Source organism: Methylophaga sp. OBS4 (genome assembly GCF_026319305.1).
Taxonomy (GTDB): domain Bacteria; phylum Pseudomonadota; class Gammaproteobacteria; order Nitrosococcales; family Methylophagaceae; genus Methylophaga.
Map to the genome: position 1 here is coordinate 1 of NZ_JAPDMV010000003.1, position 23,609 is coordinate 23,609.

Consider the following 23,609-nt stretch of genomic DNA (forward strand, 5'->3'; position numbering starts at 1 on the left):
GTTTCACCTTCGCCTCTGTTGTGTTATGAAAATAGGGATGAAAAAAAGGATATTCACGGATGAAGGTCAGTATCGGTCGTTCCTTTCTTATTTTGTGCTATTTATGCACGGCACATGGTTGCGCTGTGTTGCTGGTGATAGCAGTGGCTTTGCCGGTCATAGTCCAAAGTTTGCTATGTCTGTTACTGTTACTGAGCTTGTTTTATTACTGCCGGCAGTTTCAGTGGCAGGCTGGCGGAAAATCGATTACCGCGCTGGAATGTAATCAAGATAATCAGTGGTATGTGATCTGTTCCAATCAAAGCAAACAAGGTCCTTGTACCCTCATGGGCAGTGTAGTTATGGCGCAATGGCTTATTGTGCATCTGCAGCAACGTCGTGATGGCCGCAAACTGGCGGTAGTGATTGCCACTGATGCTGCGGATAAAGAAAAGTTAAGGCAGTTGAGAATCAAACTGCGTGATCCGGCAACCTGGGCTCAATAATCGTATCGTGAGGGGGGTGACTGTTATCCTGCTCCGGGTAGTCCAATGTGTAATGCAGGCCGCGGCTTTCTTTTCTCAGCAGCGCCGAAGTGATAATCAACTCTGCAACATCAGCCAGGTTACGCAGTTCCAGCAGATCATTACTGATGTGATGCTGAGAGTAATATTCGCGGATTTCATTTTGCAGCAGATTCAGCCGCTGCCTGGCTTTATGTAGCCGTTCGGTGGTGCGCACAATACCAACGTAATCCCACATAAAGCGGCGTAGTTCGTCCCAGTTATGGCTGATGGCGATGGCTTCTTTGGCCGGATAAACCTGACTGGCATCCCAGGGACGTACTGCGGGAGGTGTCGCAAGCGGTAACTGTTTTTTTATGTCGTCGGCAGCTGCGCCGGCAAATACCAGACATTCCAGTAATGAATTACTGGCCATGCGGTTAGCACCGTGCAAGCCGGTATGTGCCGTCTCACCCACTGCATAGAGCCCCGGGATATCTGTTCTGCCATTTAGATCGGTGACAATGCCGCCACACGTGTAATGGGCGGCAGGCACTACCGGAATAGGCTCTTTTGTGATATCGATACCAAACTGTTTGCAGCGTTGATAAATCGTCGGGAAGTGGCTTTTGATAAATGCTTCCGGTTGGTGGGAAATATCCAGATAAACACAATCATGGCCGAGCCGCTTCATTTCATGGTCGATAGCACGGGCGACAATATCACGGGGCGCCAGTTCTGCCTGCGGGTGGAACCGATCCATAAAACGCTCACCGTTTGCCAGCAAAAGTTTAGCGCCTTCACCGCGTAACGCCTCACTGATCAGAAATGATTTAGCTTTGGGATGAAACAGGCAGGTAGGGTGGAACTGGATAAATTCCATATTGGCAACCCGGCAGCCTGCACGCCAGCCCATGGCAATGCCGTCACCGGTCGATACATCAGGGTTACTGGTGTACAGATAGGCTTTGCCGGCGCCGCCTGTGGCCAACACAGTAACCGGGGCCATAAAAGTTTTGGTTTCATCATGCTTGATATCGAGCACATAGCAGCCGAGGCAACGATTATCCTGTTCCCCCAATTGTTTGCGACTGGTGATAAGGTCAATCCCAATATGGTAGGGAAACATTTCAATATTGGGATGTGCTCTGGCTTTTGCCAACAGCGTGGTTTCCACCTCGCGGCCAGTTGCATCGGCTGAGTGAATAATACGACGGTGACTGTGGCCGCCTTCCTGGGTCAGGTGATAAGTCTGAGAGGTCACACCATCTCTGGTAAACGACACGCCTTGTTGGATCAGCCATTCAATATTTTCGCGGGCATGTTCCACAGTAAAGCGGGCAGCTTGTTCATTACACAACCCTGCGCCGGCGCGAAGGGTATCGTCGATGTGCGATTGAATGGAGTCGGTTTTGTCCAGGACCACGGAAATTCCGCCCTGAGCATATAATGAGGCGCCTTCTTCCAACTGGCCTTTGGATATTACCGCCACTTTGGCGTGATCCGCCATATGCAGAGCCAGAGTCAGGCCAGCCGTGCCGCTGCCGATAATTAAAATGTCACAATGATGCGTTGTTGTCATAAGAGCCTGTTTATAATCTCACGGTCGGCGCCTTGCCTGAACCATTTTCTGACAGCAACGCGATTACCGTGAGATTATAAACAGGCTCCAAAGGCATATAAAGGTACAATAGGAATGGGATTATTTTGCACCGAATGTGGAACAATGTTAAATCGATATGGTCAATCAAGCTGTAAATAAGAACAAGCTCTGGCGTGTCGATGAAGGCCGGACGAAAGGATGAATGTGGATCAAGAGCTAGTACGGCGCGTACAGGCGGGTGATAAGAAGGCGTTTGACCTGTTGATTATGAAGTATCAGCAGCGAATCATACATGTAATAACCGGGTTTGTGCATGACCCTGTTGAAGCAATGGATGTCGCTCAGGAAGCATTTATCAAAGCCTATCGCGCACTGCCGGGTTTTCGTGGTGACAGTGCGTTCTACACATGGCTGTATCGTATTGCCATCAACACATCCAAAAATTATCTGACTGCCGCCTCACGGCGGCCGCCAGTTACTGATGTGGATGCGATGGATGCCACCATTTACTATGATGCACCGGAATTGAAGGAATATAACACGCCGGAAAACAGTCTAATGAGTGACGAACTCGAACAGGCTATACATCAGGCGATACAGGACCTGCCGGAAGATACGGCAACAGCCATCAAACTGCGGGAGTTTGAAGGGTTGAGTTATGAGGAAATTGCACAGGCAATGGATTGTCCGATAGGCACGGTGCGGTCACGTATCTTTCGCGCCAGAGAGGCAATAGATAAACAGGTCAAAGCAGTAATGGGTGGAGAGGAATAACTATGACAGCCAATCAACAAGAACTATTGTCTGCATTCGTCGATGGCGAATTGGACCCAAAGGAGCTGGACCAGCTGTTGGCACTGATGAATTCTAATGAAAAGCTCAGAGCCGACTATCTCAGTTATCAATTTACCAGCGATTTGATGCATGGTTACACAACGGGCAAACAGTCAGTTGATTTAACTGCTCGTATCAGTAAGGCGCTGGGGGACGTGGCGCCTCTGACACAATCGCATGTACCCCAACAACTCAAAGCCAGAGTACTTACTCTGCCGAACTGGTTCTGGAAACAGACTGCGGGAATGGCTGCGGCCGCTTCAATTGGTGCACTTGCAGTCATGGGGGTTATGAATCAGCCGCAAACAGCTGTCTCCCCTACCGCCGACTTGGTACAAGCCGAACCTGTTCAGAAAAGCATCGCAGTAGCTGCTTCTAACCGTTGGACAGTAAGCGAACAAGAAGTAGAAGACAGACTCAACAACTACCTGGTTGATCATAATGAATATGCCGGTGCATCTGGTCTGTTTTCTTATGCACGGGTTGTTTCCTATGGTAAGGAGCAGTAACTGATGCGTTTCTTGCTACATCTGTTTTTGGCTTTGTCCTTGGCTTTATCGGTCACTGCCCATGCCGCTGACAAGGATGCAATCGACATTCTGCAACGTATGACAGAGGCAGCAAAAAATCTTAATTACGAAGGGGTTTTTGCTTATCAGTCCGGGAGAAACCTGCAGTCGATTCGTATTTATCACCGGGCAGATGCCCGGGGAGAAGTGGAGCGGCTGATTTCGCTTAACGGCGCTGCTCGTGAAGTGATTCGCAGCAATGATATGGTGACCTGCATCAATCCTGATGGCAAGAAGGTTAATGTCAGCCGCCGTCCTTTAGGTCAGGGGTTTCCCAGTGATTTACCCCGACGCCTGAATGCCGCGACCCCTTATTATCAGGTTGAGCTGGGCGGTACTGACAGGGTCGCAGGGCGTAAGGCGTATGAACTGCTGATAACGCCGGTTGATGATTATCGTTATGGCTATCGATTCTGGGTGGATGCTGAAACCTATTTGTTGCTGAAATCAGAACTGAGGGCGGGCAATGGTAATGTACTTGAGACCTTTGCTTTTTCATCACTGACAACCGATATACACATTCCCGAACACAAACTGAAATCGCAAATGAGTGGCGAGGAATTGACCTGGCATCGAACTGAGTCTGAAACACCGGTTAACATGGCCAGTCAACGCGATATGTCTTCGTGGCAGGCACAATGGTTACCGGACGGTTTTGCTTTGGTCGCATTGCAAACCCGTCTCAGGGCCAGTAACGGTGCCAATATAGAACAGCGTGTATACAGCGATGGGCTCAGCTCCGTTTCCGTGTTTATCGAAAAAATCCGTGCCCGCCACAATCATTTGCGAGGCGGATCCCGGATGGGAGCTATCAATGCTTTCGGCACTATTATAAATTCCCATTTTGTCACCGTGGTGGGTGAAGTCCCGGCTGTTACCGTGGAGAAAATCGGCAACGGACTTGTCTTTGCCAATGGTGAACAACCATGATTGAGCAAAAAGCAACGGTTATCAGCCGCGATGAACACCAAGTCTGGCTGGAAGCTGAACGGCAATCCACCTGTAGTCAATGCCAGGTAAAAAAAGGTTGTGGCACCGGTTTGCTGGCCAAACATGTGGGTAAGCGCTTTTCCCGTATTGCCGTGGCGGCGGACAATGATTTGCAAGTGGGGCAGGAAGTCACGGTGGTTATTCCGGAACAGGCGCTGCTGTCCGGTGCTTTTCTAATGTATATGATGCCTTTATTGCTGATGTTTGCAGCTGCCGCCTTGGTTCGTGTTAGCGGTGCGGGGGAACTAGCGGAAATCGTAGCGGGTCTATCTGGCCTGATGACCGGTTTTTATTGGGTACGAATCCGCTTGAAAAACAGAAATACGGGCATGCAAGTCAAAATTACAGAGGATTTCAAATGAGACAATACAAAAATTGGACTGCTGTCATCATGATGTTGATGGCGTGGCTGATGTTGAGTATGAACGTGCAGGCTCGCGCCCTGCCTGATTTTACTGATTTGGTTGCTGATAATGGTGACGCCGTTGTCAACATCAGTACTCGCAACAAAAACGATCAGGCGCCCACATCCATGTTGCCTCCTGGCATGGAAATTCCGGAAGGCTCACCTATCGACGATTTTCTCAAAAAGTTTTTTGAAGGTCCGGGCGCACCTCGTCCGCCACACCAGAATGAGTCACTTGGATCAGGTTTTGTGCTGTCTTCGGACGGTTATATCCTGACCAATCATCATGTTATCAAGGATGCTGACGAAATCATTGTTCGTTTCAGTGATCGCACTGAGCTGGATGCCGAATTGCTGGGCAGTGATGAACGTAGTGATGTGGCATTACTCAAGGTCGATGCAACAGGACTGAAAGCCGTTAAACTGGGTGATTCAAACAAACTGAAAGTAGGTGAATGGGTACTGGCAATTGGATCACCCTTTGGTTTTGATTATTCAGCCACAGCAGGGATTGTCAGTGCTTTGGGCCGCAGTTTGCCTAGTGACAGCTATGTACCTTTTATCCAGACGGATGTGGCGATTAATCCGGGTAACTCCGGTGGCCCGCTGTTTAATCTGCAGGGTGAAGTGATTGGCATCAACTCACAAATATACAGCCGCACCGGCGGATTCATGGGCGTCTCCTTTGCCATACCGGTCGATGTGGTTATGAATGTGGTTGCGCAAATCAAATCACAAGGTTATGTCAGTCGCGGCTGGCTGGGCGTGGTGATTCAGGATGTTACCCGTGAGCTGGCTGAATCATTCGGCCTCAATAAACCAAAAGGTGCGCTGATATCACGCGTTGTTGGCGATAGCCCGGCGGCCAAAGCCGGTTTCCAGGCCGGGGACGTGATTCTCAACTTTGATGGCAGAGAGGTTGAAACCTCTTCTGACTTACCGCCCATCGTTGGCAGAACGTTGGTAGGTAAGGAGGTGGATGTGAAGGTGATGCGTAACAATAAACGTAAGACCATCAAAGTCACTATCGAAGAATTGCCTGAAGAACAGGAACTGGCCAGCAGCGGCAGTAAACCGGGCCGCTTTGTTGATAATCGTCTGGCTATGGAAGTCGCTGAGTTACAACCGAAACAGCGTGAACAGTACGAAATCGAAAAAGGTGGTGTGATAGTTATGAAGGTTGAAAAAGGTCCGGCGATCAATGCCGGTATTCGTCCGGGTGATGTGATTTTGAGCCTGAACAATGAGTATCTTGCCGATGCCCATCACTTTATCGAGATTGCCAAAGAACTGCCCGCCGGTAAGCCGATTCCGGTTCTGATTCAGCGTGGTGGGGAATCCCAATTCCTGGCATTGACAATAAAATAAGAAGTTTCCCATTTTTTTAAAAATAAAAAGCAGCTGATCTTTAAGGTCAGCTGCTTTTTTTCATGGGCTGAAGTAGCTATACCCGTGATACCGTTAAATATACATCTATGCCTGACCAGTTAACAGACAGGCTTATGGTTGCAGGCTTTGTATCGGTTTGAACTGCCTGTAAAGCACCCAGGCGAGTATGAATGTCAGCCATTCGGCAAGTGGCAGCGCCAGCAGGAATTGCTGATCCGGCAGCCACAAAGACAGGAGTAATAACAGGCCTATAGGTAATAACAATCCTCTTGATACCGCGACCAGCATCGAGGGCAGCGGCTTCTGCATGGCGGTCAGGTAAACAGAGATCGTGACGTTCAGACCATTAACCAGAAATAAAGGCCAGACGATAGCAATAAAGTGTGTCGAGATGTTTCTGGTTTGCTGCGAGGCTTCATGCAGAAACAGGCCGGTCAGCCACTGGGGCCAGATTAATAAAGCCAGTGTCAGTACCAGGCTCAATATCATTACCATCAATATAGCTATGTTAACGAATTGCTGAATACGCCTGGCATGACCTGCACCATGGTTGTGACTGACCAGCAGATGCAATGCATCGGCAATGCCGTAATAAAGCATCAGGCTGACAAAGATAAGATAATTGATAACCGCAAAAGCGGCGATGCCGGTTACACCTTGACTGAGCACCAGTAACCAGTTCAGCAGCAGAATAACCAGACCACCCGAAATTTCATTGATAAACTCAGACAGACCATTCACGGCGATACGTCCCAGTTCCGACCATTGGCCCAGTTGTCTCGTGAAATATAACTGTCGCTGTTGGCTGAGGAAAAAAGTCGACAAAATGAACAATTGCATGGTTTGTGCAATGGCTGTTGCCCAGGCAGCACCGGTCAGCCCCATGTCAAAAACAATAATAAACAGCGCATCAAGCACAATATTGGTTATGGCACCGGCTACCAGAGCCGTTGTGGCCAGCGTCTGCCGGTTATCCACTCTGATAAAGTAGTACAGCACCATAGTGAAGATCTGAACCACCAGAACCACGCAGATAATATGAAAATAGGGCAATATCAGCGGCATCAATTCATCAGGCGTGCCCAGCAGTTTTAATAACCACCGGTCTGTTAGTAGAGACAGACTCATAAATCCGATACCGATGATAAAAATGCTGATCAGACATTTACTGAAAATGGCCGAAGCGGCATGGACCTGTCCCTGGCCCAGATAATGTCCACCCCGGATGGCACCACCGATAGAGAGCATCAGTGCCACGCCGAAGATCAATGAAAAAAACGGGATCAGCAGGTTAATGGCTGCCAGACCCTCGGCGCTGACAAAATGGCCGACGAAAATACCGTCAACGATGCTGGCTGTGGTAATGGCAAGCAGTCCCAGAATGGAGGGGAAGGCATAACGTATGAACGTTGATATGACAGGACCGGTCAAAATAATGTTTTCAGTTTTAGCTTGTTGCATGCAATGCCTTCGGGTCAGCGGCTGTTGGTCATTAAATGATCGTGCTACTCATTACTATTTTAGAGGGCAAGCCACATTAATTGCTTATTGCTGACTTAAGTATTTAATTCACCTGGGCAGGCCAGCCCTTTTTGCTTATGAATTAAAGGATTTAATCTCGTTTTGGCTTTGTTAAATGCGTATAATAGCGGGTCATTTGCTGCATGCGTGACATACGCAGGCATTTCACCTTTAATTCGGGGGTCGAGTCATTTTGCAAACTGTTATATCTGAACCTGTCACGTTTGTAATATCTGTTAAATGAAAAATATAAGAAACTTCTCAATTATTGCCCACATTGATCACGGCAAGTCTACGATAGCTGACCGTTTTATCCAGATCTGTGGTGGTTTGACTGCTCGGGAAATGTCTCAGCAAGTGCTGGATTCGATGGATATTGAGCGTGAGCGTGGTATTACCATCAAAGCACAAAGCGTATCGCTGGACTATAAAGCGCGTAATGGCGAAACCTATCACCTGAATTTTATCGACACACCGGGCCATGTCGATTTTTCCTACGAGGTATCCCGTTCGCTGGCAGCCTGTGAAGGTGCGTTGTTAGTCGTAGATGCGGCACAGGGTGTCGAGGCCCAGAGTGTAGCTAACTGTTACACCGCCATTGATCTGGGCCTGGAAGTGTTGCCGGTACTGAACAAAATTGATTTGCCTTCGGCCGAGCCGGAAATTGTCGCCCAGGAAATTGAAGACATTATCGGTGTCGATGCGATGAATGCGGTCCGTTGCAGCGCAAAAACCGGTCTTGGAATCGACGATTTATTGGAAGAGCTGGTTGCCAGAATACCGGCGCCAAAAGGCGATCCTGATGCACCATTGAAAGCGCTGATTATCGACTCCTGGTTTGACAGTTACGTGGGTGTCATTTCACTGGTACGCATTGTCGATGGCTCACTGAAAAGACGCGACAAGATCAAAGTCATGTCCACCGGGCATGAATATCAGGTCGAGCAGGTCGGCGTTTTTACCCCTAAACGCACACCCCATGAAGCGCTCAACTGCGGTGAAGTCGGCTATGTTATTTCCGGTGTAAAGGAAATTGATGGTGCGCCGGTGGGGGATACCCTGACGCATGCGCATCATGGTGCGACCCAGATGTTACCCGGATTTAAAGCCGTGACACCGCAAGTTTATGCGGGTTTGTTCCCGGTCAGCAGCGATGATTATGATTCGTTCCGTGAAGCGCTGGGGAAACTGCGTCTTAATGATGCCTCCCTGTTCTTTGAGCCGGAAAACTCTCAGGCTCTGGGCTTTGGCTTCCGCTGTGGTTTCCTCGGTCTGTTGCATATGGAAATCATCCAGGAGCGGCTGGAACGTGAATATGATCTTGATCTGATTACCACGGCACCGACCGTAGTGTTTGAGGTGCTGACACGTAAAGGAGAGACTATCAAGGTCGAAAACCCGGCGTCACTGCCGGATGTGGGCAGCATTGATGAAATACGTGAACCGATAGTCATCGCCGACATTCTGGTACCACAGGAACATCTGGGTGCGGTCATCACGCTCTGCGTGGAGAAGCGGGGCGTGCAGAAATCCATGCAGTATATGGGCAAACAGGTAGCGCTGAGCTACGAACTGCCGATGAATGAAGTGGTTATCGACTTTTTTGATCGTGTCAAATCAGTCAGTCGTGGTTATGCTTCGCTGGACTATCATTTTGTCAGATTCGAAACAGCCGACCTGGTTAAACTGGATATTTTAATCAATGGTGAGCGCGTAGATGCCTTGTCTCTGATTGTGCATCGGGATATCAGTGTCAATCGAGGCAAGTTACTGGTCGAGAAGATGAAAGAGCTGATTCCAAGACAGATGTTTGATGTGGCGATACAGGCCGCGATTGGCGGGCATATCATTGCCCGTTCTACGGTGAAAGCGATGCGTAAAAACGTATTAGCCAAATGTTACGGTGGTGACGTATCACGTAAACGCAAGTTATTGGAAAAACAAAAAGCAGGTAAGAAACGGATGAAATCCGTGGGTAAGGTTGATGTCCCCCAGGAGGCTTTTCTGGCTGTATTACAGTTATCCAAGAATTCATAGAAACACTATAAGGAGCGATATTCAGTGAGTTTTCCAGCAATGATGGTGTTTTTGGTGGCCTTGACCGGTCTGATCTGGTTACTGGACAGGTTGTTTCTGGCACCGCGCCGTGACAAGGAAAGTAAGGAGCCGCTGCTGGTTGAATATGCGCGTTCGTTTTTCCCCATTATTCTTTTGGTTCTGGTAATACGTTCGTTTATTGCGGAACCGTTCCGGATTCCATCCTCTTCCATGCTGCCGACGTTACATGTGGGCGATTTTATCCTGGTGAATAAATTTGCTTATGGTATCCGTTTGCCGGTGCTTAACAGTAAATTATTTGATACGGGTGAACCCCAGCGTGGTGATGTGATTGTGTTTCGATATCCCCAAAAAGAAGAAGACAAAGACAAGCCTGATGTGGATTACATCAAACGTGTGGTCGGTGTACCTGGTGACCGTATTGGCTATTTTAACAAGACTATTTATATCAACGGTCAGCCGATAGGCCAGGAAATCAAGGAAAAAAAACCGGAACTGGCTAATCTGGCCGCCGCAGGATCCGAGTTAAGATTTGAGCATCTCGGTAATGAAGGGCATTATATTCTGGTCGATCCGAAGCGGCGTCTGGTGGAAGGTGAAACCGTCGTGGCTGATGGACAGTACTTTGTGATGGGCGATAATCGTGATAATAGTAATGACAGCCGTTTTTGGGGCACAGTACCGGAAGAGAATTTAGTTGGCAAAGCATTTTTCATCTGGATGAGTTGGGATTGGAATGAAGGTGGTATTGTCTGGAACCGCCTGGGGCAGTCAATTGATTAAGGGGAAGATCATGCAAAAACAACGCGGAATGACTTTGATTGGCTGGGTGATAATATTAGCCTTGATCGCCTTTTTTGCCACTATGGCGATGCGTTTGATACCGATGTATCAGGAATATTACGGCGTATTGCAAATCATGAATGATATGGAAATTGAGCTTAAAAATAACAACCTGACCAAAAACGAAGTGATGACGCTGATGGAAAGACGTTTTGATATTGGCTATATCAGCAGTGTAAAAAGAGAAAATGTTGAAATCCTGCGCGGTAAAGATACTGCTTACGTGACTAAAATTGTGGTTGATTATGAAGTCAGAAAACCGTTTATCGCCCAGCTCGACTTTATCGGCCATTTTCATAAAGAAATTGATATAGAGCCTAAATCACGATGATAACCCAGCGGCAAAAAGCCCTGTGCAAACTGCTTCAAATTGAATTTAAGGAAACAACGTTATTACAGCAGGCATTGACTCATCGCAGTGCTGATCCACAAAATAACGAACGTCTCGAATATCTGGGTGATGCCATCCTCAGTTTTGTTATTGCCGAGGAGTTGTTCAACCGCTTCCCTCAGGTCAAGGAAGGTAAACTCAGTCGCCTGAGAGCGTCGCTGGTTAAGGGAGAAACCCTGGCCGAAATCGCACGGGAACTGAAACTGGGTGACGTGCTGATTCTGGGGCCCGGTGAACTGAAAAGTGGTGGGTTCCGCCGCGAGTCCATTCTTGCTGATGCGGTAGAGGCGATTCTGGGAGCTTTATATCTCGACAGTGGTTTGACACCCGCCAAAGCTCTGATTCTGCGCCTATTTGATGAACGTCTTGAAGCCATTGACGTCACTGAAACGGTTAAAGACCCCAAAACCCGCCTGCAGGAGCTGTTGCAGAGCCGTAAGCAACCGCTGCCTATTTATAGCGTTAAAGAAGTGAAAAGCGACAACAAACATCCGGTGTTTGAAGCATCCTGCCAGATCACCTTATTAGACAAAGTGGTGCTGGCTCAGGGCAGCAGTCATCGCAAAGCTGAGAAAAAAGCAGCTGAACGCGCCCTGACCATAATCGAAGAGAAGTTATGACTGATACCCCATTTCGTTCCGGCTATGTGGCCATTATTGGCCGCCCGAATGTCGGTAAATCGACGTTGATCAACCGCATTCTGGGGCAGAAGCTGTGTATTACCTCGCGCCGTCCTCAAACGACCAGGCATCGTATTCTCGGTATTAAAACTACCGAAGCAGGCCAGTTTATCTATGTTGATACGCCGGGCATGCACAGTGACAACAAGCGGGCAATGAACCGTTATATGAACCGTGCTGCTGCCTCATCCATAGAAGATGTTGATGTTATTTTATTTGTGATTGAAGGCCTCAAATGGACTGAGGAAGATAGCCGGGTATTGAAACGTTTGCAGCAGGATGCCCGTGCCCCGGTTATTTTAGTGCCGAATAAAGTTGACAAGCTGCAGGACAAAGCCGAACTGTTACCGCAAATAGAACAGCTGGCAAAACAGTATGATTTTGCCGCAGTGATTCCGGTGTCGGCGCGAAAAGGCATGAACACCGACCAGTTGGAAACAGAAATTGCCAAACTGATGCCGGCAGGTGACATGATCTTTGCTGAAGATCAGCTCACCGACCGTAGCTCCCGGTTCCTGGCGGCTGAAATTGTGCGTGAGAAGCTGTTTCGTTATCTGGGGCAGGAATTGCCGTACTCTATTACCGTCGAAGTGGAACAGTTTGACGAAGAAGAAAATATGTTCCGTATCGGCGCGGTGGTGTATGTCGAACGTAACGGTCAGAAATCGATTGTGATCGGCAAGAAAGGCGAGCAACTGAAACTCATCGGTAAAGATGCCCGGCTGGAAATGGAACAATTATTCGGCCAGAAAGTGTTTCTGCAAATCTGGGTTAAAGTGCGTGAGGGCTGGTCAGATAATGAACGCATGCTGAAGAACCTGGGTTATAACGACGACTTGTAAAAAAGGCTTATTGTGGAACTGACACCGGCATTTGTTCTGCACCATCGTCCTTATCGCGAAACAAGTTTACTGGTGGACATTTTTGCGCAGGATTATGGCCGTGTCAGCCTGGTTGCCCGCGGTGTCAGGCAGCAAAAAAAACGCCAGCATAATATATTTCAGTTGTTCCAGCCGATTCTGATCAGCTGGTATGGGCATGGCGATCTGGTCACGCTGACTCAGGCGGAACCGTCGGCAGCGGCATACAGACTGAAAGGCAATGCCAGTCTCTGTGGTTTTTATCTTAACGAGCTGCTGGTGAAACTGTTGCCTGCCCAGGAAGCGGAACCGGAAGTATTTGCTGCTTATCAAACCGCGTTGGCACAGCTGCAACAGGGCGATGACGAACAGATTGTCTTGCGCCTGTTTGAAAAGCGTTTGCTGAGTCATCTGGGTTATGGTCTGCTCCTGGCGCACGAAGCTGGCAGTCAAGCGCCAATCCGTGATGAGACTTATTACGTGTATCAGCCGGATAATGGACCCCGCCTGCGTGGCAATACATCATCGGAACCGGTCATATCCGGCCGCAGTCTGCGTCATCTGAACCAAGAAAGCGGTTTTGATGAGACCAGCCTGAAGGAAATTAAATGGCTGATGCGCACAGTGATAAATTATTATTTGGCTGGCAGACCGCTGTACAGTCGTCAGCTGTTTGCCGGACTCAAACAGTTCAATTCTCAATGAAACATTAGGCTTACAGATTCATGTCAATTTTTTTAGGTGTCAACATCGATCATATTGCTACTTTGCGTCAGGCACGTGGCACACGTTACCCGGATCCGATTCAAGCTGCGATTGAAGCGGAACAGGCGGGTGCGGATAGCATTACCCTGCATTTACGTGAAGACAGACGACATATCCAGGAGCGTGATGTTGCTATGCTGGCGGATATTCTGCAAACCAAAATGAATCTGGAAATGGCGGTCACCGAAGAGATGCTGGCCATGGCAGAAAAATACCGTCCTGCTGATTGCTGCTTGGTGCCGGAAAAACGCGAAGAACTGACTACAGAAGGCGGTCTGGATGTGGCCGGCCAATTTGAGCGTATGCAACAGGCCTGTCAGCGGCTGGCAAAAGCCAATGTGCGGGTGTCTTTGTTTATCGATCCTGAGTTAGCACAGATAGAAGCGGCGGCGGCCTGCGGCGCCCCGGTGGTTGAACTGCATACCGGGCGTTATGCCGATGCTGAAACCGAACAGGAAGCGGCCAGAGAACTGGCCATCATTACCGAAGCCGCCGAACAGGCCCATGCACGTGGCTTACAGGTCAATGCCGGCCATGGTTTGCACTATCACAATACTGCGGCTATCGCTGCTATTCCGCAGCTGGTGGAGCTCAATATCGGCCATGCGATTATCGCCCGTTCGGTGTTTACCGGGTTTCAGGTGGCGGTACGGGAAATGAAACAGCTGATGCAGGAAGCCCGTCGCGGATGATTTTTGGAATCGGCACGGATCTGGTGCATATCCCCCGTATGCAAAGTCTGCTGGATAAGCACGGCGATAAGATTGCGTCCCGGATTCTGAGTGATGCCGAGTTTGCCGAGTTCAAACTGCAATTGAAGCCGGCAGCCTATCTGGCAAAACGCTTTGCCGCCAAAGAAGCTGCAGCCAAAGCCCTGGGCACCGGTTTTCGTGACGGCCTGAGCCTGCGCCATATTGTGGTGAGTAATAACGCATTGGGCAAACCGGAATTAAGCTTTGAACTGGCCGGTCTAACACTGACGAAGCAGTTGCATATCGGCCGCAGCCTGCTCAGTCTCAGTGATGATCATGAATATGCCAGTGCTTATGTAATTTTAATGGAAGTCACTTCATGAAACCGTATTCCGCTACTGAAAAGTATCCCACTATTGAAACCTGCATCGGCAACACGCCGCTGGTACGTCTGCAGCGTCTGTCTGGCGAGACCAGTAATATCCTTTTGGTGAAGCTGGAAGGTGACAACCCGGCAGGTTCAGTCAAGGACCGGCCGGTGGCCAGTATGATACGTCAGGCACAATTACGTGGTGATATTCAACCGGGTGATACCCTGATTGAGGCGACCAGCGGTAACACCGGTATCGCGCTGGCGATGGTGGCGGCGATCCTGGGTTATCGGATGATTCTGATTATGCCGGAAAATAGCAGCCTGGAGCGGCGCGCAACGATGCATGCCTACGGGGCCGAAATTCTTCTGACTGATGGTATGGAATCAGCGCGTGATCTGGCGTTGCAAATGCAGGAAGAAGGTAAAGGCAAGGTTTTGAACCAGTTTGCCAACTTCGATAACCCGCTGGCGCATTATGAAGGCACCGGTCCCGAGATCTGGCGCGATACCGGTGGTGAAGTGACTCATTTTGTCAGTTCGATGGGCACGACCGGCACCATTATGGGCGTTTCCCGTTATCTGAAAGAGCAAAATCCCAATGTGCGGATAGTCGGTGTGCAACCGGCGGAAGGGGCCAGCATCCCTGGTATTCGCCGCTGGCCGGAAGCTTACCTGCCGAAGATTTTTGAGCCCGAACGGGTCGATCAGACTATTGATGTCAGCCAGCAAGAAGCGGAAGAAACCATGCGACAACTGGCCAGAAGGGAAGGAATTTTCTGCGGTGTGTCATCCGGCGGTGCGGTGGCGGCCGCATTGAAGCTGTCAGAACAGGTCGAGCATGCGGTGATTGTCACCATTATTTGCGATCGTGGCGATCGTTACCTGTCGACAGGTGTGTTCCCGGCGGAATAATGGGCAGGCTGACAGCATGGCCAGGTGCTTGTCTATGCCTGTTGCTGTTATGGCAATTGCAAGTCCATGCTATTGATGATATCCAAATCAGTATTGGCAGCTGGTCTGGCGATGAACTGGCTGCACAAGGCTTTGATTTAGATGTCAAACTGACTGAAACCGGATTAATGCTTCAGGCCGAAGCACGTGAACTTACGCTGCCCGCCCCGCTTGATAAACTCAACAATGTAATATTGCGCTGCGAAGAAACCCTGTTCGCCAGCGGCCGGATTCAGTGTCAGGCAGGCATATTGCACTTCGAGCATGCACAACTCGGCAAGCAGGCTATTAGCTTCAGTCTTGCATTGCAACCACAGCTGCAACAACATCAAATCAAGCTCAGCGGTCTGCAATTGGCAGATTCTCCCGTCTCGCTTGCCATCACGATGAATCAGTCACAGTGGCAGTTGCAAGTTCATGCCGATACCGTCTCGCTGGCAGCATTAGCTGCATGGCTGCCGCTATGGTTGGAGCCGGCACAACTGGCGGCTATTGCCGACTGGGACTATCAGGGAAATGTGGCTCTGGATGCCGATCTCCGCGGCCAGGATAAGACAGTCAGTCAGCTTGCAGTGAAATTTGCAGTGACTGATTTCAGTTTTAGTGATCAGCAAGGTCGCTATGTGGGGGAAGGGTTAACAGCAAACGGTTCGTTACAAGTCGATATGTCAGCAAGTCATTGGCAATGGCAGACCCGGCTGAATGTTGAAGCGGGTCAGACTTATGCCGAACCGGTTTTTATTGATTTTGCAGACACCCCTGCTGAGATAGAAACAACCGGTAGCTGGCAGATATCACAACAGCTGATCCAGGTGTCGCAGTTACGGTTTGAACAAAAATCGGTGTTATCTGCCCATGGGCAGATGACTTTTGAGCAAAACCAGCTTGCCCGGCTTAAAGTAAAAACACAGCCTGCCGATCTGGCAAAGCTTTATCCCATCTGGCTGCAACCGTTTATGCTGGATAATGCGGCAGCCAAACTGGATACTTCCGGCCGGGTCACGGTTGATTTCGAACTCGACCATGATCTTTACCGGTTAGCCATGACTGCAGATGCTGTGGCAGTGAATGATCGGGAGCAACGTTTCAGTATTGAAGGCCTGACCGGCAAGCTGGGCTGGAGCAATGCTGATATTGTTATGGATACCGGTTTGAGCTGGCAACAGGCACAGGTTTACGCTATCCCCCTGGGCGCTGCAGAGCTGAAAGCACAAAGCCATGCAGGCGGTCTTGAGTTGCTGGACAGTTTGATTCTACCGGTGCTGGATGGTGAATTGCAGGTACATGCCTTCAGCTTGCAACAAGATGAGCAGAATCAGGTTTCATGGTCGTTTGAAGGCCTGCTGTCACCGATATCAATGGAAACATTGAGCGAAGCGCTGGCGTGGCCGACTTTGCACGGCAAACTGTCCGGCGTGATTCCCAGGGTCAGTTACAGCAGGCAGCAGCTGCAAGTCGACGGGGCGTTGCAGGTCAAATTATTTGATGGCACCACGGTGATCCGCGATCTGCGTATGACTTCGCCTTTAGGCTCATTGCCACAGCTTTATGCCAATATTGATGTGAATAATCTGGATCTGGAGCTGCTTACCCGTACCTTCGATTTCGGCAGAATTAGCGGCAGGCTGGACGGGTATGTGCGCAATCTGCGTCTGTCCAACTGGCGACCGGTGCAGTTTGATGCCCGTTTGGCCACACCGGACAAGAATCCGGGCAAACGCCGCATCAGTCAGAAAGCAGTCGACAATCTGTCACAGATCGGCGGCGGCGCCACCGGTATTCTGTCTCGCAGTTTCCTGCGTTTTTTTGAGGACTTTTCCTACCAGCGTCTGGGCTTGAGTTGCAAACTGCAAAATGAGATTTGCGAAATGTCAGGGATAGAGGAAGCAGAGCAAGGCTATTATATTGTCAAAGGGGGAGGTGGTCTGCCGCCCTGGATTAATGTTGTGGGGTATACTCGCCGTGTTGACTGGACGGATCTGATTGAGCGATTAAAAGCCGTCAGTGACAGCTCGGGACCGGTAATTCAGTAGAGGAAACAAAAATGAACTTATTCAAATGGCTGACAGGAACGGTATCAGGATTGATGCTGGTGTCATGCGTGACAATCAATATTTATTTTCCTGCCGCAGCGGCAGAAAAAGCCGCTGATCGCATTATCGAAGATGTCTGGGGACCGGAAACCCGGCCGCCGCAGCAACCACAAGCAGAACCTGAGCAGGAACAGTCTTCAGCCCTTGAATTAACACCAGCCTCAACCTCAGTGGCTGTCAGTGTATTGAACTGGCTGATACCGCAGGCGGCGGCTGCCGAAGCCAATATCAATATCAACTCGCCGGCCATCAATGCTTTGCAGTCACAAATGAAAGCGCGGCATGATCAGTTGAAACCATTTTATGACAGTGGCGCGGTGGGCCTGACGGATGATGGTCTGATCACAGTGCGTGATGCCAAAGCAATTTCCCTCAAAGATCGTAACAAGGTCAATGGTCTGGTCGCTGACGAGAACAAGGATCGCAAGGCTTTGTATGCTGAAATTGCCCGTGCCAATGGTCATCCTGAGTGGCAGGACGATATTCAGGAAACATTTGCACGGCGCTGGATCGGCAATGCGGCCAAAGGCTGGTGGTATCAGCAAGGCGGCAACTGGAAACAAAAATAAGCATAGCTCTTATATACCCAATCAACCTCAAAATGGCGGTTTCATGGCACACATTCATGTGTGCCACCGTTCGGCAGGGTGCAATCTTGTTCCTGACAGAATTGTCAGAGTCATCGCAGCGCTTCCACTGCGGCGATGGATGTTCTTGATTGGGTATAATAATCAGGTCCAGTGGTGCGGGAGCATCACTGGACTTTTTATTTTTTGATCAAGACAGAGAACATTAATGGCAAGACGCGGGCGCAGACAAAAGCTACCTCAGGAAGCGGTAACGGCAGAAATCGAATCTTTATCACACGACGGGCGCGGCATTGCCCGTATCGACGGCAAAACGGTGTTTGTCGACGGCGCCTTGCCCAACGAGCAGGTGACGTTCCAATACACACGCCTGCATAAAAAGTTTGATGAAGCACGTACCGTCGAGGTGTTATCGGCGGCGGCTGAGCGGGTGGATGCTAAATGTGAACATTTTGGCGTCTGTGGCGGTTGCAGCCTGATGCATATAGCGCCGGAGGCGCAATTAGTCCATAAACAAAACACCTTGGCCGAGCATTTTACCCACTTTGGCAACTTAAGCCCCCGCCAGTGGCTGGAACCGCTTAGAGGGCCGTTATGGGGCTATCGCCGTAAAGCCCGTCTAGGCGTCAAATATGTCACTAAAAAAGAGCAGGTATTAGTCGGATTTCGTGAAAAGTCTTCCCCCTTTATTGCCCGCTTAGAACGCTGCCAGGTGCTGGATCCGCGTGTCGGTGACAGATTGGCTGAACTGGGTGAAATGATCGCAGCCCTGGAAGCGTATAACCGCATTGCCCAGATTGAAGTCGCCATGGACGACGAGCATGTGGCGCTGGTATTTCGTAATCTTGACCCTTTGTCCGCTGCTGATAAGCAAGCACTGAGCGCCTACGGTCAGGAAAATGATATCTGGGTGTATCAGCAACCGGGCGGCCCGGACACCATCTCACCGTTATGGCCGGTTAATCCGCAACTGTCTTATGCACCGGAAACGGGACTTAGCTTGAATTTCGATCCCAGCGATTTTACCCAGGTGAATGCCGGCATTAATAAAAAAATGATTCAACAAGCGTTTGAATTGCTGGAACTGCAAGCCGGAGATCGCATTCTGGACTTATTCTGTGGTCTGGGTAACTTTACGCTGCCTCTGGCTAAACGCGTGGCCGAAGTGGTCGGGGTGGAAGGTGATCAAGCGCTGGTCAATCACGCCAGAAATAATGCGGTATTGAATCAATTGGACAATGCTGAATTTGAGCTGGCCGATCTGACTAAAACGGAACTGAAAGACTACCCCTGGGCTCAGGCCGGTTTTAACAAGATTTTGCTGGATCCGCCGCGCAGCGGGGCTTTTGAGGTCTTGCACCAACTGGCTGATTTAGGTGCGGAGCGGCTGGTGTATGTGTCGTGTAACCCGGCCACGTTGGCGCGTGATGCCGGAGAACTGGTGCATCAGCATGGCTATACGCTGGAAGCCGCCGGGGTGATGGATATGTTCCCGCACACAACCCATGTTGAATCTATCGCCGTATTCAGCAAAAAAATACAGTAATGGTCGAAGCAGCACTACTTAAACACCAGCTTAATCATGATGCGGTTGAGCAAATCCGGGAGATCATCTCTGCGGTTCATCCCGGCTTTGATGGTTCCGCTTTCACGCGCCGGGCGACTGATGGGCTGGAACAACTGGAACTCAAGGCCAGAGTGGAACATATCGTCGCGGCTTTGGCCACGCATCTGCCAAGCGGTTTTTGTCAGACATCGCGTATTCTGGAAGCGGCAGGCGATGCCTGGCCAACAGACAGCCGTGAGCGAAACTGGACTAACTATGCTGCCTGGCCATTGATTGATTATGTCAGCATTTATGGACTGGCTTATCCTCAGCGCGCCTTTCAGGTGCTGGAAAAACTGACCCCCTTGTTCACGGCGGAATTTGCTATCAGGCCATTTCTGCAACAGCACTTTGAGTTGACGCATCAGCAACTATTGTCCTGGTGCCAGCATGAAAATGAGCATGTCAGAAGGCTGGCATCAGAAGGTATCAGACCGCGTCTTCCCTGGGCCCCACAGCTCAGAACATTGATAGAAGATCCCAATCCGATCTGGCCGGTGCTGGAGCAATTGAAAGCCGATCCCAGCCAGTATGTCAGGCGCTCGGTGGCCAACAACCTGAATGATATCAGTAAAGACCATGCTGAACAGGTGCTGGCGCTGTGCCGGCAATGGCAAAAAAATCAGCTTGATACCACTGACTGGGTCATCCGGCACGGGCTCAGGACCCTGGTCAGATCCGGCTATCCCGAAGTGTTTGCTGTGCTTGGTTATACAGCAGAACCGAAATTAAGCCATATTGAATTTGAATTGAATGCTTCCCGGATCAGCCTGGGCGATACAATCATATTGAAACTTGCGCTGACATCAGCGCACAAAGAAGCTCAACAACTGGTGGTGGACTACCGGATACAGTTTGTTAAAGCCAATGGCGAATTGGGCGGCAAGGTATTCAAATGGAAAAATATCAGCCTTAAAAGCGGCGAGACACTCCGGCTGGAAAAGAAACATGCCTTCAAGCCCATCTCAACCCGGCGTTATTATCCGGGCAGACACCGGATCGATTGTTTGATCAATGGTCAGGTGGTCGCCCGGGCCGAGGTTGAGCTGAGAAAGGTCTAATCAAGAAAGCTCAGATTAGATTCGTTTCCGTCATCCCCGAGAAGGCGGAGATTCAGAGAATTCACATTCCCGCCTGCGCGGGAATGAATGACATTAATCAGAGCTTTCATAAGGCCACAGATTACATAATCTGGCTAGATTTAATGGGGCCTTCTGTATGTTTAAGTGATTGCTCCATATCGCAAACCACTTTAGTCATTTCCACCACGCTGTCCGGATTCAGCGAAATCGAGCTGATCCCTTTTTTGACCAGAAACTGGGTGATTTCCGGGTAGTCCGAAGCTGCCTGACCACAGATCCCGACATACTTGCCGGCTTTTTTACAGGCATCAATCGCCATTTCGATCAGCATCAATACCGCTTCGTTACGTTCGTCGTAATTACCGGGCATATTGGAATCACGGTCCGCGCCCAGCGTCAGCTGCGTCAGATCGTTGGAACCGATGGAGAAACCGTCGCACAATTCCAGGAACTGGTCGGCCAGTAGCACGTTGGCCGGAATTTCACACATCAGATACAGCTTGAGCTCATCCTGGCCGCGTTTGAGGCCGTTTTTCGCCATTAGATCCACCACACGCTGGCCTTCTTCAACGGTACGAACGAACGGAATCATTACCGCAATATTGGTCAGCCCCATATTGTTGCGTACCATGCGAATCGCTTCACATTCCAATGCAAAGGCATCGGCAAAATCCGGGCTCGGATAACGGGCGGCACCACGGAAACCCAGCATCGGGTTTTCTTCTTCTGGCTCGAACAAATCACCGCCAATCAGCGCTGCATATTCATTGGATTTGAAATCGCTGAGGCGAACGATAACCGGTTTGGGATAAAAAGCTGCAGCAATGTTGGCAATGCCTTCCGCCAGACGTTCAACGTAATAACGTGATGGATCTTCGTAACCGGCGGTCAGCGTGGCGACTTCTTTTTTCTTGTCTTCCGGTAACTGGTCGAAACGCAGCAGGGCGTTGGGATGGCAGCGAATGCTGTTGTTAATGATGAATTCCATCCGTGCCAGGCCGACACCACTGTTAGGCAACATCGAGGTTTCAAAGGCAATTTCCGGATTCGCCAGGTTGAGCATGATTTTGGTGTTTTCCGGTTTGGGAATAGCATTCATGTCGATCTGATTGACATGGAACGGCAGAATGCCTTTGTAGACGTAACCGGTATCGCCTTCAGCACAGGATACCGTGACTTCATCGCCGGTTTTCAGCAACTGGCTGCCGTTATGGGTACCGACAATGGCGGCAATGCCCAGTTCACGGGCAATGATGGCGGCATGACAGGTGCGGCCACCGCGATTGGTAATAATTGCACCGGCACGTTTCATCACCGGTTCCCAGTCAGGGTCGGTGATATCGGTGACCAGGATTTCTCCCGGTTTCAGTTCGTGCATTTGATCGGGATGCATGATTACACGCACTTTACCGGCTGCAATTCTGCCACCGACACTTTTACCGGTGGTGATTACATCCGAGTGTTGTTCCAGCACGTGCTTTTCTAAAGCGTGCAAAGCTTTGGTCGACTCTACCGTTTCCGGGCGGGCTTGTACGATAAACAGTTCGCCGGAATCACCGTCTTTGGCCCATTCGACATCCATAGGTCTGTGATGCCCGGCTTTTTTGCTGTAATGCTGCTCGATGATCACCGCCATTTTTGACAGTTCCAGCACTTCATCGTCACTGATACAAAACTGGCTGCGTTCTTCGGCACTGGCTTCAATGTTACGGGTGGTGCCTGCATGGGTATGGGCCGCTGCATAAATCATTTTGACGGCTTTGCTGCCCAGCTGACGTTTCAAAATAGGGCGATGACCAGATGCCAGAGTCGGTTTGAATACATAAAATTCATCGGGGTTGACCGTGCCCTGCACGACGTTTTCACCCAGCCCCCAGGCACCGGTAATCAAAATAACATCACGGAAACCGGTTTCGGTATCAATGGTGAACATAACGCCGGATGATGCTTTATCGGAACGTACCATTTTCTGCACACCCACCGACAAAGCTATCGCCATATGATCGAAACCTTTATGGCAACGGTAGGAGATAGCACGGTTAGTAAACAGGGAGGCAAAAATCTGGCGGCAACTGTGTAACAACTCACCGGTACCGCTGATGTTCAGATGCGTTTCCTGTTGGCCGGCAAACGAGGCATCCGGCAGATCTTCTGCGGTGGCCGAACTGCGCACAGCTACATCCACACTGGGGCCATATTCTGCTTCCATTCGGTGATAAGCCTGTTCGATTTCGGCGGCCAGATCTTTGGGCATCTCGGCGTCGGTAATCCAGTGACGGATCTTGGCGCCGGTGACGGCCAGGGCTTCAGTGTCTTCCAGATCCAATTCGTCCAGCGCCTGTTTGATTTTCTGTTCCAGATCGTTATGACGCATAAAGTAACGGTATGCTTCAGCTGTGGTGGCAAAACCGTTGGGTACCTTGACACCTTTAGGTGCCAGTTCACGATACATTTCGCCAAGCGAGGCATTCTTACCGCCGACCAGCTCAATGTCGTCAATACTGAGCTCTGCAAAAGGACGGATATACTGAAAAGTCATCATTAACCCTTAATTATTTTTTACGTAGTCAAACTAAAAGATGCTATGTGATACACCGCTGAATAACAATATTGAATTCAAAAAAAAGCCGGTCTGAGACCGGCTTTTAGCTGTATATGATAAACGATCTTTACGATACGAAGAAGCCGTAAGCGACTAATACGATAAATGCTACTGATAAGATACAGATTAATTCAACGAAGTGTTTGTGAATGAATTCTTCAAACTTGTTCTCCATGGTGCACCTCCTTATTAGATGAATTGACATTCAATTGTTGTTTGAATTATCAGTCAC

General features: G+C 49.7%; 22 protein-coding genes. 19 read left to right on the forward strand and 3 right to left on the reverse strand.

The window, feature by feature from the left end:
* Positions 1-59: 59 nt before the first annotated feature.
* The gene (locus OMP95_RS01075; protein ID WP_266325025.1) at positions 60-485 is read left to right on the forward strand and encodes a protein YgfX; all 426 of its coding nucleotides are present in this window, start codon (positions 60-62) and stop codon (positions 483-485) included.
* On the opposite strand, the gene nadB is transcribed toward OMP95_RS01075, so the two are convergent.
* Positions 451-2,064, reverse strand: coding sequence for an L-aspartate oxidase (gene nadB, locus OMP95_RS01080; RefSeq protein WP_266325027.1), 1,614 nt, complete (start codon positions 2,062-2,064; stop codon positions 451-453). The two genes, OMP95_RS01075 and nadB, sit on opposite strands and share 35 nt — an antisense overlap.
* A 219-nt stretch (positions 2,065-2,283) precedes the next feature.
* On the opposite strand from nadB, the gene rpoE reads away from it, so the two are divergent.
* The 5 genes from rpoE to OMP95_RS01105 are packed head-to-tail and all read left to right on the forward strand — an operon-like array spanning position 2,284 to position 6,252.
* Entirely contained in the window at positions 2,284-2,859 is a 576-nt protein-coding gene (rpoE, locus tag OMP95_RS01085) for an RNA polymerase sigma factor RpoE (RefSeq protein ID WP_266325029.1), read from the forward strand.
* Positions 2,860-2,861: 2 nt separating this feature from the next.
* On the forward strand, positions 2,862-3,428 hold the full coding sequence (locus tag OMP95_RS01090) for a sigma-E factor negative regulatory protein (protein WP_266325031.1): 567 nt from the start codon (positions 2,862-2,864) through the stop codon (positions 3,426-3,428).
* Between the two features lie 3 nt (positions 3,429-3,431).
* A complete protein-coding gene (locus tag OMP95_RS01095; protein WP_266325033.1) occupies positions 3,432-4,418 on the forward strand; it encodes a MucB/RseB C-terminal domain-containing protein in 987 nt (328 codons plus the stop codon).
* The gene (locus OMP95_RS01100; RefSeq protein ID WP_266325035.1) at positions 4,415-4,840 is read left to right on the forward strand and encodes a SoxR reducing system RseC family protein; all 426 of its coding nucleotides are present in this window, start codon (positions 4,415-4,417) and stop codon (positions 4,838-4,840) included. The genes OMP95_RS01095 and OMP95_RS01100 overlap by 4 nt, the downstream gene beginning before the upstream one ends.
* Positions 4,837-6,252 carry a DegQ family serine endoprotease gene (locus OMP95_RS01105; RefSeq protein WP_266325037.1) on the forward strand — a complete coding sequence of 472 codons (1,416 nt, stop codon included), beginning with the start codon at positions 4,837-4,839 and terminating at the stop codon, positions 6,250-6,252. The genes OMP95_RS01100 and OMP95_RS01105 overlap by 4 nt, the downstream gene beginning before the upstream one ends.
* Positions 6,253-6,384: 132 nt before the next feature.
* On the opposite strand, the gene OMP95_RS01110 is transcribed toward OMP95_RS01105, so the two are convergent.
* On the reverse strand, positions 6,385-7,734 hold the full coding sequence (locus OMP95_RS01110; protein WP_266325039.1) for an MATE family efflux transporter: 1,350 nt from the start codon (positions 7,732-7,734) through the stop codon (positions 6,385-6,387).
* Positions 7,735-8,034: 300 nt separating this feature from the next.
* On the opposite strand from OMP95_RS01110, the gene lepA reads away from it, so the two are divergent.
* The 13 genes from lepA (at position 8,035) to OMP95_RS01175 (ending at position 20,754) form a co-directional block, all read left to right on the forward strand.
* Positions 8,035-9,831, forward strand: a complete 1,797-nt coding sequence (lepA, locus tag OMP95_RS01115; protein ID WP_266325041.1) for a translation elongation factor 4 — start codon at positions 8,035-8,037, stop codon at positions 9,829-9,831.
* 24 nt (positions 9,832-9,855) lie between these two features.
* Entirely contained in the window at positions 9,856-10,635 is a 780-nt protein-coding gene (gene lepB / locus OMP95_RS01120) for a signal peptidase I (protein ID WP_266325043.1), read from the forward strand.
* A 10-nt stretch (positions 10,636-10,645) separates the two neighbouring features.
* Complete coding sequence (locus tag OMP95_RS01125; protein ID WP_266325045.1) at positions 10,646-11,026, forward strand: DUF4845 domain-containing protein; 381 nt, start codon at positions 10,646-10,648, stop codon at positions 11,024-11,026.
* Positions 11,023-11,706 carry a ribonuclease III gene (gene rnc / locus OMP95_RS01130; protein ID WP_266325047.1) on the forward strand — a complete coding sequence of 228 codons (684 nt, stop codon included), beginning with the start codon at positions 11,023-11,025 and terminating at the stop codon, positions 11,704-11,706. The genes OMP95_RS01125 and rnc overlap by 4 nt, the downstream gene beginning before the upstream one ends.
* A complete protein-coding gene (gene era, locus OMP95_RS01135) occupies positions 11,703-12,608 on the forward strand; it encodes a GTPase Era (protein ID WP_266325049.1) in 906 nt (301 codons plus the stop codon). The genes rnc and era overlap by 4 nt, the downstream gene beginning before the upstream one ends.
* A 12-nt stretch (positions 12,609-12,620) precedes the next feature.
* Positions 12,621-13,331, forward strand: coding sequence for a DNA repair protein RecO (gene recO, locus OMP95_RS01140; protein WP_266325051.1), 711 nt, complete (start codon positions 12,621-12,623; stop codon positions 13,329-13,331).
* 20 nt (positions 13,332-13,351) lie between these two features.
* Positions 13,352-14,083 (forward strand): pyridoxine 5'-phosphate synthase, encoded by a 732-nt coding sequence (pdxJ, locus tag OMP95_RS01145; protein WP_266325053.1) that lies wholly within the window; start codon positions 13,352-13,354, stop codon positions 14,081-14,083.
* Complete coding sequence (gene acpS, locus OMP95_RS01150) at positions 14,080-14,466, forward strand: holo-ACP synthase (RefSeq protein ID WP_266325055.1); 387 nt, start codon at positions 14,080-14,082, stop codon at positions 14,464-14,466. The genes pdxJ and acpS overlap by 4 nt, the downstream gene beginning before the upstream one ends.
* Positions 14,463-15,368, forward strand: coding sequence for a cysteine synthase CysM (gene cysM, locus OMP95_RS01155; protein ID WP_266325057.1), 906 nt, complete (start codon positions 14,463-14,465; stop codon positions 15,366-15,368). The genes acpS and cysM overlap by 4 nt, the downstream gene beginning before the upstream one ends.
* Positions 15,368-17,440, forward strand: coding sequence for a hypothetical protein (locus OMP95_RS01160; RefSeq protein WP_266325059.1), 2,073 nt, complete (start codon positions 15,368-15,370; stop codon positions 17,438-17,440). The genes cysM and OMP95_RS01160 overlap by 1 nt, the downstream gene beginning before the upstream one ends.
* 11 nt (positions 17,441-17,451) lie before the next feature.
* On the forward strand, positions 17,452-18,069 hold the full coding sequence (locus OMP95_RS01165; RefSeq protein ID WP_266325061.1) for a YdbL family protein: 618 nt from the start codon (positions 17,452-17,454) through the stop codon (positions 18,067-18,069).
* A 226-nt stretch (positions 18,070-18,295) separates the two neighbouring features.
* Positions 18,296-19,633 carry a 23S rRNA (uracil(1939)-C(5))-methyltransferase RlmD gene (gene rlmD, locus OMP95_RS01170; RefSeq protein ID WP_266325063.1) on the forward strand — a complete coding sequence of 446 codons (1,338 nt, stop codon included), beginning with the start codon at positions 18,296-18,298 and terminating at the stop codon, positions 19,631-19,633.
* Positions 19,633-20,754, forward strand: coding sequence for a DNA alkylation repair protein (locus OMP95_RS01175; RefSeq protein ID WP_266325065.1), 1,122 nt, complete (start codon positions 19,633-19,635; stop codon positions 20,752-20,754). Before rlmD ends, OMP95_RS01175 begins: the two co-directional genes overlap by 1 nt.
* 121 nt (positions 20,755-20,875) lie before the next feature.
* Here OMP95_RS01175 and ppsA read toward each other — a convergent pair whose 3' ends face one another.
* Positions 20,876-23,317, reverse strand: a complete 2,442-nt coding sequence (ppsA, locus tag OMP95_RS01180) for a phosphoenolpyruvate synthase (protein WP_266325067.1) — start codon at positions 23,315-23,317, stop codon at positions 20,876-20,878.
* Between the last annotated feature and the right edge of the window lie 292 nt (positions 23,318-23,609).